9 protein-coding genes are annotated in these 13,954 nt (G+C 54.4%); 5 read left to right on the forward strand and 4 right to left on the reverse strand.

Annotated features, from left to right (window positions below):
* Positions 1–15 precede the first annotated feature (15 nt).
* The 3 genes from LHL18_RS05840 to LHL18_RS05850 are packed head-to-tail and all read left to right on the forward strand — an operon-like array spanning position 16 to position 7,354.
* On the forward strand, positions 16–1,227 hold the full coding sequence (locus LHL18_RS05840; RefSeq protein ID WP_226766165.1) for an efflux RND transporter periplasmic adaptor subunit: 1,212 nt from the start codon (positions 16–18) through the stop codon (positions 1,225–1,227).
* A complete protein-coding gene (locus LHL18_RS05845; protein WP_226766166.1) occupies positions 1,227–4,292 on the forward strand; it encodes a multidrug efflux RND transporter permease subunit in 3,066 nt (1,021 codons plus the stop codon). The genes LHL18_RS05840 and LHL18_RS05845 overlap by 1 nt, the downstream gene beginning before the upstream one ends.
* Positions 4,289–7,354 carry an efflux RND transporter permease subunit gene (locus tag LHL18_RS05850; protein ID WP_226766167.1) on the forward strand — a complete coding sequence of 1,022 codons (3,066 nt, stop codon included), beginning with the start codon at positions 4,289–4,291 and terminating at the stop codon, positions 7,352–7,354. The genes LHL18_RS05845 and LHL18_RS05850 overlap by 4 nt, the downstream gene beginning before the upstream one ends.
* Here the strand turns inward: LHL18_RS05850 and cueR are convergent.
* Both cueR and LHL18_RS05860 read right to left on the reverse strand, forming a co-directional pair.
* A complete protein-coding gene (cueR, locus tag LHL18_RS05855) occupies positions 7,351–7,749 on the reverse strand; it encodes a Cu(I)-responsive transcriptional regulator (RefSeq protein WP_226766168.1) in 399 nt (132 codons plus the stop codon). The two genes, LHL18_RS05850 and cueR, sit on opposite strands and share 4 nt — an antisense overlap.
* A complete protein-coding gene (locus tag LHL18_RS05860) occupies positions 7,746–10,139 on the reverse strand; it encodes a heavy metal translocating P-type ATPase (RefSeq protein ID WP_226766169.1) in 2,394 nt (797 codons plus the stop codon). The genes cueR and LHL18_RS05860 overlap by 4 nt, the downstream gene beginning before the upstream one ends.
* Before the next feature lie 183 nt (positions 10,140–10,322).
* On the opposite strand from LHL18_RS05860, the gene LHL18_RS05865 reads away from it, so the two are divergent.
* Positions 10,323–11,009, forward strand: a complete 687-nt coding sequence (locus LHL18_RS05865) for a glutathione S-transferase family protein (protein WP_226766170.1) — start codon at positions 10,323–10,325, stop codon at positions 11,007–11,009.
* On the opposite strand, the gene LHL18_RS05870 is transcribed toward LHL18_RS05865, so the two are convergent.
* Entirely contained in the window at positions 11,006–11,188 is a 183-nt protein-coding gene (locus tag LHL18_RS05870) for a ribosome alternative rescue factor ArfA (RefSeq protein ID WP_134053202.1), read from the reverse strand. The two genes, LHL18_RS05865 and LHL18_RS05870, sit on opposite strands and share 4 nt — an antisense overlap.
* Before the next feature lie 160 nt (positions 11,189–11,348).
* Between LHL18_RS05870 and LHL18_RS05875 the strand changes: the two genes are divergently transcribed.
* Positions 11,349–12,080: a glutaredoxin gene (locus LHL18_RS05875; protein ID WP_226766171.1), complete on the forward strand. Its 732-nt coding sequence runs from the start codon at positions 11,349–11,351 to the stop codon at positions 12,078–12,080.
* Here the strand turns inward: LHL18_RS05875 and ilvA are convergent.
* Positions 12,077–13,645: a threonine ammonia-lyase, biosynthetic gene (ilvA, locus tag LHL18_RS05880; RefSeq protein WP_226766172.1), complete on the reverse strand. Its 1,569-nt coding sequence runs from the start codon at positions 13,643–13,645 to the stop codon at positions 12,077–12,079. The two genes, LHL18_RS05875 and ilvA, sit on opposite strands and share 4 nt — an antisense overlap.
* Between the last annotated feature and the right edge of the window lie 309 nt (positions 13,646–13,954).

The following is a 13,954-nucleotide window of genomic DNA, read 5'->3' on the forward strand; positions in this document are numbered from 1 at the left end:
CTACAGGGATCACAGATGGCGTCGTTAAATAAACCTTTACTGATAACAGCAGTGGTTGTTGCTGCTGCAATCGCCACTTTTTGGTTCTGGCCAGCAACCGAGCAGGCTACTGCGCCAGCCGGCAGGCCAATGAATCCCTGGGCTATGCCGGTACCGGTAAGGGTGGTAACAGCGCAACCTGCAGACTTACGTGTGCAGGTAAAAACCATTGGTACCGTTACGCCGTTAAATACCGTAGTGGTGCAAAGCAGGGTATCCGGGCCTTTACAGCAATTGCTGTTTAAAGAGGGCGATAAAGTGGAACAGGGTCAGCTGCTGGCGCAGATTGACCCTGCCGATTATCAGGTGCAGCTGGCCCAGGCTCAGGGCCAGCTGGAACAGAATCAGGCGCAGCTGAAAAACGCCAGGCAGGATTTAGCCTTGTATGCCAAGCTGCGCGAGCAAAGCTCTATTTCCGCGCAGCAGTACAATCAGCAGCAGGCATTAGTGGGCCAGCTTGAGGGTACGATTAAAAGCAATGAAGCGCAGATTGATGCAGCCAGGCTGCAGCTGTCTTACACCCGCATTCAGGCACCGATAAGCGGCCGCTTAGGCTTACGCCGCGTTGATGCCGGTAACCTTGTTCAGGCTAATGATAGTGCAGGCCTGGTGACCATTACCCAAAGCTCGCCAATTAATGTGGTGTTTGCTATCCCGGAGAGCCAGCTGACTGCCGTGCGCAGTGCGGTGAGTCGGGGAGAAACGCTGACGGTAGAGGCCTGGGACAGAAATGAGCAACAGCTGCTCAGTACCGGCGTGCTGACCACGCTGGATAATCAGATTGATACCGCGACCGGCACCTTGAAAATTAAAGCCGAATTTGCCAACCAGCAGGAAGAACTGTTCCCAAACCAGTTTGTGAATGTGCGGCTGAACATTGCTGTGCGCGAGGGGGTTATCGCCATACCGCAGGATGCGGTGCAGTACGGCTCTGCCGGTACCTATGTTTATGTCATTGAACAGAACAAAGCGCAAATCCGTCAGGTAGAGCTCGGTGCAGCTGATAATGGCAATATTGCTGTCATCAAAGGGCTGGAACAAGGCACCCAGGTGGTGCTGGAAGGTCTTGACAGGCTGCGGCCTGGCCGGGCAGTAGAAGTCATTACCGAACAAGCCGGCTCAGCAGCGGCTGCAAAACCAGAAGCCGCGCAGGAAAGGCCGGCGCGCCGGCCAAAGAGGTCTGAATAATGAACCTGTCGCGCCCGTTTATTCTGCGCCCGGTGGCGACATCGTTACTGATGTTCGCCATTCTGATTGCCGGAATTCTCAGCTGGCGGTTACTGCCTGTCGCGGCGCTGCCACAGGTAGATTACCCAATTATTCAGGTGTTTAGTTTTAACCCCGGTGCCAGCCCGGATATTATGGCGCGTACCGTTACCGCACCGCTGGAACGGCGGCTGGGGCAAATTCCCGGTTTAAAGCAAATGTCGTCAGCCAGCTCGGCCGGCGCGTCGGTGATTACGCTGCAGTTTGCGCTGGAAGTAGACATGGGCGTGGCCGAGCAGGAAGTACAGGCCGCCATTAATACCGCATCATCGTTACTGCCATCAGACTTACCGGCGCCGCCGGTGTACCGTAAAGTTAACCCGGCCGATGCGCCTATTCTGACACTGGCGATCACATCAGACACACTGGCACTGCCTAAAGTGTACGATTTGGTCGATACCCGGATGGCACAAAAGCTGGCGCAGTTACCGGGTGTGGGTATGGTTAGCCTGGCAGGCGGGCAGCGCCCGGCCATTCGGGTAAAAGCCAACCCGGCGGCGCTGGCCAATATGAACCTGAGCCTGGAAAACCTGCGCTCGGCCATCGCATCGGCCAACACAAACCAGCCAAAAGGCAGTTTTGACGGCCCGTTTCGCTCCACCATGCTCGATGCCAATGATCAAATCCGTGATGTTGCCGAGTACCAGAACCTGATTATTGCCTGGCGCGATAATGCACCGGTGCGGCTGCGTGATGTAGCCAGTGTTGAGCAAGGTGCTGAAGACCGTTTTCTGGCGGCCTGGGCCGACAAGCAGCCGGCGGTACTGCTGAACATTCAGCGTCAGCCCGGTGCCAATGTGATTGAAGTGGCTGACCGGGTGCAGGCACTGCTACCGCAATTGACTGCCACTATGCCGGCAGCGGTGGATGTTGCAGTGCTGACCGACCGCACGCACAGCATTCGCGCCTCGGTACGCGATGTGCAAAAAGAGCTGGTGTTCGCGATTAGCCTGGTTATTCTGGTGACGTTCGCCTTTTTACGCACCATTCCGGCCACTATTATTCCGAGCCTGGCGGTACCGCTGTCACTGGTAGGCACCTTTGCTGTGATGTTGCTGCTGGATTTCTCGGTCAACAACCTAACCTTAATGGCACTGACTATTGCCACCGGCTTCGTCGTTGATGATGCCATCGTGATGCTGGAAAACATTGCCCGCCACCGTGAACAAGGGGCATCGCCGTTAGAGGCCGCCTTTAAAGGTGCGAAAGAGATTGGTTTCACGCTGATTTCACTGACATTTTCGCTGATTGCAGTACTCATTCCGCTGCTGTTTATGGCCGATGTGGTTGGCCGCTTGTTCTTTGAATTTGCCGTTACGCTGGCGGTGGCTATTTTGATCTCGCTGCTGGTCTCGCTGACCTTAACGCCGATGCTGTGTGCGCGCTTGCTGACCACTCTGCCAGCGCATCAGCAGCAGGAAGGCCTGATGGCGCGGATTATTGCCAGCTATGGCCGGGCGTTGCAGTGGGTACTGCGCCATCAAACGCTGGCGATGGCCGCGATGCTGGGCACGGTAGCCTTAACTGCGGCGCTTTATGTGGCAGTACCAAAAGGCTTTTTTCCGGTGCAGGACAGCGGCGTTATTCAGGTCATTACCGAAGCGCCGCAGGATATTTCGTTTGCAGCTATGGCGCAGCGTCAGCAAGAGCTGGCAAGCAATATGCTGACCCATCCGGCGGTCAGCAGTTTGTCGTCTTTTATCGGTGTCGATGGCAGTAACAGCAGTATAAACAGCGGCCGTATTCTGCTTAACCTCAAACCGCATGGCGAGCGCTCACAATCGGCTACCGAGATCATCAGCGAGCTGGAGCAGCAGGTTCAGGCCGTTACAGGCATTAAAGGCTGGTTTCAGGCTGTACAGGAGCTGAGTATTGAAGACCGCGTCAGCCGCACTCAGTACCAATTTACGTTAAGTACGCCCGAGCACGAGGTATTAAGCCAGTGGCTACCTGAGCTGTTAGCTGCATTGCAGCAAAGGCCTGAGCTGTCTGAGGTAGCGCATGACCTGCAATATGAAGGCTTGCAGGCATATATTGATATTGACCGCACTGCAGCAGCACGGTTGGGGCTGAGCGTGTCGCAAATCAGTTCGGCGCTGCAAAGTGCTTACAGTCAGCGCCAGATCTCGACCTTATTTACCCAGTCGAATCAGTACCGGGTGGTGCTGGAAGTTGACCCGGCACAGGTACAGGGGCTGGATGCGCTGGACAAACTGTATTTAACCAGCAGCAGTGGTGCCACTGTGCCTTTATCGTCTGTCGCCACCGTTAGCCAGCGTCCGGCGCGGCTGCTGATTAACCAGCAGGGCCAGTTCCCGGCGGTAACGTTATCTTTTAACCTGGCAAGCGGTTATTCACTGGGCGAGGCCGTGGCGGCCATTGAGCAGGTGCAGCAGCAATTGCAATTGCCAGCTGAAGTTGAGCTGAGTTTTCAGGGCGCCGCCGAAGCGTTCCGCGCCTCGCTCAGTAACACCTTATGGTTGGTGCTGGCGGCGATTATCACTATGTATATTGTGCTGGGTATTTTGTACGAAAGCCTTATTCATCCGGTGACGATTTTATCGACACTGCCTTCAGCCACGGTCGGTGCGTTGGCTGCACTATTATTAACCGGTCAGCCGCTGGATCTGATCGCCGTTATCGGCATAGTACTGCTGATTGGTCTGGTGAAGAAAAACGGCATTATGATGGTCGACTTTGCACTGGATGCGCAGCGTAATCAGGGCATGGCGTCGCGTGAAGCGATCTATCAGGCGGCACTGATGCGGTTTCGGCCTATTCTGATGACCACCCTGGCGGCCCTGTTTGGTGCTATACCACTGATGTTGGCGTCCGGCTCGGGGGCTGAACTGCGCCAGCCGCTGGGCCTGGTGATGGTCGGTGGTTTACTGGTCAGCCAGGTACTGACACTGTTTACCACGCCGGTGGTGTACTTATGGTTTGACCGTCTGGTACGCCAGCGCGATACCCGGGCTGTAACAGCATGAACCTGGCGCAACCTTTTATTCAGCGGCCGGTCGCCAGTGGCTTAATTGCCACTGCTATTATGCTACTAGGGCTACTGAGCTGGCGTTTGCTGCCGGTATCACCGTTGCCGGCGATTGATTTTCCGATGATCGTGGTGACCGCCAGCTTGCCCGGTGCCAGCCCGGAAAGTATGGCGGCCACTGTCGCTACACCGCTTGAGCGGGCACTGGGTAGTATTTCCGGTATCCGCCGTATCAGCTCGTCCAGTAATCAGGGGTCTACCCAGGTACGGCTGGAGTTTGAGCTGGACCGCAACGTAGACGACGCCGCGCGTGAAGTACAGGCGGCCATTAATGCCGCCCGTAGTCAGTTGCCATCAGGCATGCCGGGTAACCCGGTGTACCGTAAGTTTAACCCGTCACAGGCACCGATTATGGCGCTGGCGCTCAGCTCTTCGCATCTGGCCGGCAGTGTACTGTACGACAACGCTTCTACCGTGCTGGCGCAGAAGCTGGCCCGGATCAGCGGTGTCGGTGAGGTTGAGGTGTCCGGCTCGTCACTGCCGGCCGTGCGGGTGCAGCTGAACCCCGGTATGCTGACTCACTATGGTGTGGCGCTGGATGAAGTACGCAGTGCCATCAGTGCCGTCAATGCCTCGGTACCGCTGGGGGTGCTGGAAAACGATAACCTGCGCTGGCAGCTGGCCACCAGTGAAACGTTGCGCCGGGCGTCTGACTATCAGGATTTGGTGGTGAAGTATGTCGATGGCGCTGCCATACGTTTATCAGACGTGGCGCTGGTGACCGATTCTACCGAAAACCGTTATAGCTCGGGTTTTCACAACGACAAAGACGCCGTTATTCTGCTGATTAGCCGCCGCAGCGGTGCCAATATTGTTGAAACCATCGACGCCATTTACCAGCAATTACCGCTGCTGCAGGCATTAAGCCCGGCCGGTGCCGATTTAACCGTAGTGATGGATCGCAGCCCGGTTATTCGCGCGACGCTGGCCGAAGCGCAGCTTAGCCTGCTGATTGCCGTGGCGCTGGTGGTATTGGTGGTGTGGGCATTTTTAGGCAATTTGCGCAGTGCGCTTATTCCCAGCCTGGCCATACCAGTGTCGTTGGTCGGTGCTTTTACCGTGATGTATCTGTGCGACTTTTCACTGAATAATTTATCGGTAATGGCACTGATTGTTGCGGCTGGTCTGGTAGTGGATGATGCCATAGTGGTGGTTGAAAATATCCGCCGCCATCTGGAGCGTGGTTTGCCCGTGCTACAGGCAGCAAGGCAAGGCGTGGCCGAAGTGGGCTTTACCTTGCTGGCAATGAACCTGGCACTGATAGTGATCTTCCTGTCCATTCTGTTTATGGGCGGGCTGGTCGAGCGGCTGTTCCGCGAGTTTTCCATCACGCTGGTGGCGGCAATGGCGATTTCACTGCTGATCTCACTGACACTGACACCGAGTTTGTCGGCACTGCTGCTAAAAAGCGGCCCGGCGCAGCACAGCAAAAGCGTGTTCAGCCGGCTCAGTGCAGGCTACCGGCGCAGTATCGACTGGGGGCTTCAGCATTACCGCGCACTGCTGGTATTGCTGGTGCTGCTGTTCGCAGCCACCGGCTGGCTGTTTAGCCAGGTACCGGCGGGATTATTGCCCGAGCAGGATACCGGCCAGCTGAATGGTTTTGTCCGCGGCGATGATGGTGCGTCATACCAGATGATGCAGCCGAAGATAGAAGCCTTTCGCCAGTATGTGCTGCAAGACCCAGCAGTAGCTGATCTGACCGGCTCCGCTGGTGGTAATACCGGTGTCAGTAACTCCTGGATGCGGGTGCGGTTAAAACCGCTGGCCGAGCGGCAAATCTCTGCCCGAGAGGTAGTAGACCGGCTACGCAACAATGCACCGAAAGTGCCGGGTGGTATTCTGTTTATGAATGTCGATCAGGATATCCGTTTATCGTCACCGTTCAGTCGCAGCGACTATGAAGTACAACTGCTGTCGGATGATTTACCGTTGCTTCGGCAGTGGGGTAAAAAGGTCGGTGAGAAACTGCAGGAAGTGCCAGAGCTGGTTGATGTAAACACGCCGGGCGGCGAAGATGCGCAGCAAATAGAGTTGAAGATAGACCGCGAAGCCGCGCAGCGCCTCGGTGTCGATATGCGCACCGTGGCAACCTTGCTTAACAATGCTTTTTCGCAGCGGCAGGTGGCTACGTTGTATGATCAGCAGAACCAGTACCGCGTCGTGATGGAGTTACTGCCAGGTTACACGGCCCAGCCAGAAGTGCTGCAGCAACTGCAGATTGTGACCGCAGACGGCCAGCAAATTCCGCTGGCGGCGATTGCCAGTTATCGGTATGGCCTGGCGACCGACCGGGTACAGCATGATGGCCAGTTTGCCTCGGTAAATATCGGTTATGCGTTGGCTGAGGGCGTCACGGTGCAGCAAGCATCGGCGGCGATTGATCAGGCGTTGGCAGAGCTGATGGTGCCGGGTGCTATTCATGCGATAAGCGGTGAGAACCAGCGTAATGCCATGTTCAGCACAGGCGATCAAACCTGGTTGATCATTGGTGTCATCGTGGCGGTGTACTTACTGCTGGGTGTGCTGTATGAAAGCTTACTGCAACCGCTGACCATCTTATCGACACTGCCTTGCGCGGCCCTGGGTGCTTTGCTGGCGCTGTATCTTACCGGCGGTGATTTTAACCTGATCGCCTTGCTGGGGCTGTTCCTGTTAATCGGTATAGTGATGAAAAATGCTATTTTGCTGGTCGACTTCGCGCTGGCCGCCGAGCGGCAGCAGGGGTTGTCAGCCCGTGAGGCTGTTGCACTGGCTGCTCAGCAGCGCTTAAGGCCAATTCTGATGACTAACTTTGCCGCTGTGCTTGGCGCTTTGCCGCTATTACTGGGCGTAGGCGAAGGTTCAGAGCTGCGCCAGCCATTGGGTATTACCATCGTCGGTGGCTTGCTGGTAAGCCAGTTGCTAACGCTTTACACCACACCCGCGGTGTATGTGTTGATCAGTAAATTGCGTTATAAGCTGGCGGCGAAACAGATAGTACCGGCAGACGCGGCTTAGGGTGCTAGCTGCTGTAATATACTGCAGTGCGGTTTGCTGTCGCCAGCGCAACTGTCAGCCAGCGCTGCTAAAGTCTCGCGCATTTGCTGCAGTTCGCTGATTTTGGCATCAATATCGGCCAGATGTTGCTCTGCCAGCTGCTTAACGCTGCGGCTTTCCCGCGTCGGGTCCTGCCATAATTGCAGTAGTGACTGAATTTCTGCCAGCGAAAACCCCAGCTTACGGGCGCGGGCAATAAAGCCCAGTTGCTGTAATTGCTGGCTGTTATACAGCCGGTAACCGGCATCAGTGCGTGGCGCTTTCCCCAGTAAACCACTTTGCTCGTAATGACGGATCATCTTCGCCGACAAACCACTGTGCCGGGCTGCTTCGCCAATGGTTAACAGTGTGCTCATGCTGCCTCCTTATTGTCGGTTAGGTAGTGCCTGCGTTGCAGCAACAAGGCATTGCTGACAACAACTAAGCTGCTGCAGGCCATAGCAGCACCGGCGATGACCGGGTTAAGAAAGCCCAATGCGGCCAGCGGAATACCGGTAACGTTAAAAATAAAGGCCCAGAACAGGTTCTGCCGGATTTTGCTGTAGGTATCACTGGCCAGCCTTAATGCAGTGCTAACCAGCGCTGGCTCGCTGCGCATTAGCGTTATGGCAGCGGCGCTAACCGCGACATCGGTGCCGCTGGCCATGGCTATACCCAAATCAGCCTGCGCCAATGCTGGTGCATCATTAATACCGTCACCCACCATAGCCACTTTGTAGCCTTGTTGCTGGCACTGTTGTACAAAGCTGGCTTTATCGGCCGGCAGCACTTCTGCCTGCAGCTGATCGGGTTTCAGCACAGCGGCGACCGCTTCAGCACTGGCCTGGCTGTCACCGGTTAACAGCGCCACCTTAATGCCTTGCTGCTGCAGTGCTGATACAGCTGCCTGAGCGCTGGCTTTAATGCTGTCGCTAAAGCACAGTAAGCCCAACAATTCGCTATGCCCGTCCTGCTGTTTTGCCAGCCAGGATACCGATGCGCCTTCAACCCGGATTAACGCTGTCGGTAATGTCAGCCCTAGTTGCTGCATCCAATGGCTGCTGCCCAGCAACAGGCGGGTATCGCCTTGCTGTGCCTGCACGCCTTTACCGGCAACAACAGTAAAGTTACTGATCTCGGGCAGGCCGATGTTTTCCTGCTTCGCTTTGCTCATTACCGCTTTGGCCAGCGGATGCTCACTATGTTGCTGCAGCGCAGCGGCCAGCTGCAGCAGGTGTTGCTCGCTGCCACTGACGGCGGTGATTTGCACCAGCTCGGGTTTGCCTTCGGTTAAGGTACCGGTTTTATCAAAGATCACGTAGTCAATTTTTGTTGCCTGCTCCAGCGCAATAGCATCTTTTATCAGAATGCCATGGCGGGCAGCGGTGCCGGTGCCTGCCATAATTGCTGCTGGTGTTGCCAGACCAAGTGCACAAGGGCAGGCTATTACCAATACCGCCACAGCGTTTAAAATAGCCTGTTGCCAGTTACCGCTTGCCAGCCCCCAGCTTAGTAAGGTGAGCAGTGCGATAACCAGTACTACAGGCACAAACACGGCGCTGACTTTATCAACCAGTGCCTGCACCGGTGCTTTAGCGCCCTGCGCCTGCTCAACCAGCCGGACAATACTGGCCAGAACCGACTCCGCCCCTACATTGGTTGCCCGCACCTCTAGCACGCCATCAAGATTGACCGCGCCGCCAATCACTTTGTCACCGATACTTTTATGTAAAGGCGTGCTTTCGCCGCTGATCAGCGCTTCATCGACATGGCTGTCGCCTTCAACCACCTCGCCATCAACGGCGATGCGCTCGCCGGGTTTTATCTGCACTATGTCGCCGGTTTTTACCTGCGCGGCGCTAACCCATTGCCAGCCGCCATCCTGTTGTACACGCGCTTTGCTTGGTTTCAGATTCTCCAACGCCCGCAGCGCATTGGTAGTGCGCCTTTTGGCACGTTGCTCCAGCCATTTACCCAGCAACACCAATGTCAGTACCGCGGCGCTGCTTTCAAAATACAAATGCAGTGCGCCGTGGTGGGCGTTTGCACTAAGCCACAGGTACAGTGACAAGCCATAAGCGGCGCTGGTGCCAAGCGCGACCAGTAAGTCCATGTTGCCGGTGCCGGCCTTAACAGCACCCCAGCCGGCTTTGTAAAAGCGGGCGCCAAAGTAAAACTGCACCGGGGTGGCCAACAGCCATTGCCAGAATGCCGGTAGCATCCAGTCAGCAGCAAACAGCATACCCAACATCGGTAGCACCAGTGGTAATGTCAGCAGGGCTGAGCCCAGTACCGGCCACCAATCCTGCCGGTAAAAAGGTTTGGCGCTGGCGGCGTTTGCATCGTTGGCTGTTTCAGGTTCGGGCTCAACCAGGCGGTAGTGGGAATTGGCTAGTGCCTGTTGCAAAGTGTGAAAGTCGATATCTGTCATCAGCTGCAGGCTGACTTGTTCTGTCGCCAGGTTAACATCAGCGCTTAGCACACCCGGTACCGCTGCCAGTGCTTTTTCCACCCGACCGGCGCAGGAAGCACAGCTCATACCGGTTACAACGTATTGCTGTGGTTGCAGGCTCAAATGGTAACCTGCATCCGTTACAGCCTTAGCCAGTGCTTTAGCAGTTGCGTCACCGCTTACTGACGCTGTTTCACTGGCAAGATTAACACTGGCGTCGGTGACGCCTTCAACCTGGCGCAGTGCCTTTTCAATTCGTCCAGCGCAAGAGGCACAGCTCATACCTCTGATATGTAACTGTTGTGTATGGCTCATACTATAAATCCTGATTACTGTTAACAGGGCGCTGCAAGCTTAAAGCTTGCCACTGGGGTAAGGTCAAGCCATAAACTACAACTAAACTGTAAGTAATATGTAGTCTGTGCGGTCTTGTGTTTCAGTGTGCCAATCCCAACGAATGAGCGATAACCGGCTATTAGCCGATACTTAGGAGCAGCTATGATTACGTTCTATTACCACCCGTCACCTAATCCGGCAAAAGTGGCGCTGTTACTGGAAGAAACCGGCTTGGCCTATAAGATGGTGCCGGTCGATACCCGTAAAGGTGAGCAGCACACGGCAGAGTTTCTCGCCGTTAACCCTAATGGCAAGACACCGGCAATTGTGGATGGCGACACTACTGTGTTTGATAGCAATGCGATCTTGTTGTATCTGGCGGAGAAAAGCGGTCAGTTTCTGGCAGATAATACGCCACAGCGCCGCGGGGAAATGCTGTCGTGGTTAATGTTTATCGCCACCGGTATTGGCCCTTACACCGGCCAGTATGTGCACTTTAATCATTTTGCGCCTGATCCCAAAGCCTATGCTGTTAACCGCTATGAGTTTGAAGCCTGGCGGCACTGGAATATTATTGAGCAGCAGCTGGCCAAACAGCCCTATATGCTGGGTGAGCATTATAGCCTGGTTGATATGGCGGTGTGGGGCTGGGCGCGGGTTTTACCCTTTGCGCTGGGTGAAAACGCTTTTGCAAAATTGCCGAATGTAAAACGGTTGCTGGATACCATTAATGCCCGCCCGGCGGCGCAGCGCGCTGAAGCACTGAAAACACAGCATCAGTTTAAAACCGAGATGGATGATGACGCCCGCAAAGCGATGTTTCCACAAAATGAGCGCTTAAAAGGTTAGTGGTACACCAAAACAAGAAGGGCGTAATCTTTGGAATTACGCCCTTTTCGGTTATATGAGCCTTTGCCCTTCTTCGCCTTTACCACTCTGGTTTGAAACAGTTTACTGGTGACTAAAGCTTTTACTGCATTATCGCGGATTTCACCGCGACCATGCTCAGTTGCCGCTGTTTTACTCATCTTTCTTACTCCTGGTTAAAAAACGTGCACAGTGTAACGCCCCGCTTTGACCAGGGCAACGGCAATCAGTCCCGGCTGGTTTATCTGAATGGTTAGGAAAAGTGACTGTCTATACTGTCGTTATAGCAACAGTCTTTTAACCTTACTAACGGAGGAGCAAATGACTAAGCAAGCCACGTTGTACCGGATGAAAACCGACGAACATATCTGCCCGTTCGGGCTGAAATCAAAACATCTGCTAAAGCAACAGGGGTTTGAGGTGTCAGATCATCTATTGACATCACGAGCACAAACCGATGAATTCAAGCAGCAACATGAGGTAAAAACCACACCGCAAACCTTTATCAATGGTAAACGCGTTGGCGGTTACGACGACCTGCGCCGTTACTTCGACAAACCGCCTGCCGGGCAACACGGCACCAGCTATACGCCGGTGATCACTATCTTTGCGATGGCTTTTGTCAGTGCGTTGGCTCTGGTTTATGGAAACGGCCAAAGCGGCGGTATTATTAAGCTGGCAGAGTTATTTGTCGCCTTTACAATGATCATGCTGGCGATACAAAAACTGCGTGATCTGTATACCTTTTCCAACTCCTTTATTACCTATGATTTGCTGGCAATGAAGTTCATTCCTTACGCCTACGTGTATCCTTTTCTCGAAGCTTACGCTGGCGCTGGCATGATCGCCGGTTTACCGGCAGTGCTGGTGGCTCCGGTCGCTATTTTCATTGGTACTGTCGGTGCAGTATCGGTATTTAAAGCGGTGTATATCGATAAGCGTGAATTGACCTGCGCCTGTGTCGGCGGCGACAGTAAAGTACCACTGGGTTTTGTTTCACTGAGTGAAAACCTGATTATGCTGGCCGCCGGCATCTGGATGTTAGTGCGTTAGCCAGCAGTCAAAAACGTTTGATAGCTGCGATTATTGCTTACCAGTTGATACTGATAACCCAATTTATCCAGATACTGCGCAATATCGTCATGGCTGGCCGCTTCAAACCCGGCCAGCACATCGCCGGTCGCAGCACCGTGGTTGCGGTAGTGAAACAGGGTAATATTCCAGTGCTCGCCAAGCGTGTTGAGAAAATTCATCAATGCGCCCGGGTATTCCGGAAAGTTAAACTGGTACACCTGCTCTTGCAGCTGACGCGGCGGCATACCGCCCACCATGTGCCGTACATGCAGTTTGGCCAGTTCGTCATCGGATAAGTCCTGAAAATCATAGCCGGCTTTGGTTAGTAAATCGGTTACGGTGTTCAGCTCCTGCTGACCATGGCGCAGTTTAATACCGACAAAAATATGCGCTTTATTATCACTGGCATAGCGATAGTTAAACTCGGTAATAGCCCGTCCGCCCAATGTCTGGCAAAAACGGCGGAAGCTGCCTTTTTCTTCCGGTATGGTAACGGCAAACACGGCTTCTTTTTTCTCTCCCAGCTCACAGCGTTCAGACACATAACGCAGTGTATCGAAGTTTAAGTTCGCGCCGCTCAGCACTGCAGCCAGTTGCTGGGGTTTACTCAGGGTGCTGTTTTTCAGCTGCTGGCTGTATTTCTTTAAGCCTGCCAACGCCAGCGCGCCGGCAGGTTCAGCTACAGCACGTAAATCGTCAAAGATATCTTTAATCGCCGCGCAAATTTCATCGCTGGAGACAGTGATCACCTCATCACAAAAGCGTTTCGCCAGATTAAAGGTTTCGTTGCCGATACGTTTTACTGCCACACCATCGGCGAATAAGCCGACACGATCCAGCGTGACTGGCTGCCCGGCATCGAGTGCGGCTTTTAAGCAGGCCGCGTCTTCCGGTTCTACGCCAACGACACGTACATGCGGCTGTATGGCCTTGATATACACCGCCATACCGGCCAGCAAACCACCGCCACCGACCGGAATAAACACCGTGTTAAGCTGGTTATGCTGGCTGAGCAGCTCTTTGGCGACGGTGCCCTGGCCAGCGATGACATCACTGTCGTCAAACGGTGGAATATAAATAGCACCTTCGGTATTGGCCAGATTTATAGCGTAGCTGTTAGCTTCATCAAAGGCAGTGCCATGCAGCACGACATTACCGCCCAGCGCTTTTACCGCCGCGACTTTAATTTCCGGCGTGGTTATCGGCATCACGATAGTGGCTTTCAGCCCCAGTTTACTGGCTGAAAGTGCCACCCCTTGGGCATGATTACCGGCGGAAGCACACACCACACTGGCAGTGGGGTTTTGCTGCTGTACTTTATGCAGTTTGTTAAAAGCGCCGCGTAATTTAAACGAATACACCGGCTGCTTGTCTTCACGTTTTAACAGTACATTATGCCCCAGTCGCTGGCTGAGTTTTGGCATCGCATCCAGCGGGGTTTCGACCGCAGCCTGGTATACCGGCGACAGCAAAATATCGCGCAGATACTGCTGCATGACATCGGTATCTGTTTGCGCTGTGGTTACTGTGGCCAGGTTGTTCATTACTGCTCCGGTTATTTAGGTTTGTTGCTTAATTACAGGCGAAGACTAAAGCGCAGGCTCAAGCTCACGGCAAGGAAATGCTCTTTTCGCCGCCTTCGACAGCACGTCCCTGTGCTGTCTCAGCCTCCGCGGCATCCCTGCCGCTGCTGCAAGAGCACATCTTGCCTATCGCCGCGTGCTTTATTTACGCCATCTTTATCGCTTAATTTGCTAGCGAAGACCAGAAACTGCTAAACAAGGCGTCTCCGGCAGGGAAGCCGGAGAGGAGCCTACAGGGATGTATTTACGGCGTCCTTGTGTGCGGTTTGT

It is taken from the genome of Rheinheimera aquimaris, assembly GCF_020531985.1.
Lineage (GTDB): Bacteria > Pseudomonadota > Gammaproteobacteria > Enterobacterales > Alteromonadaceae > Alishewanella > Alishewanella aquimaris.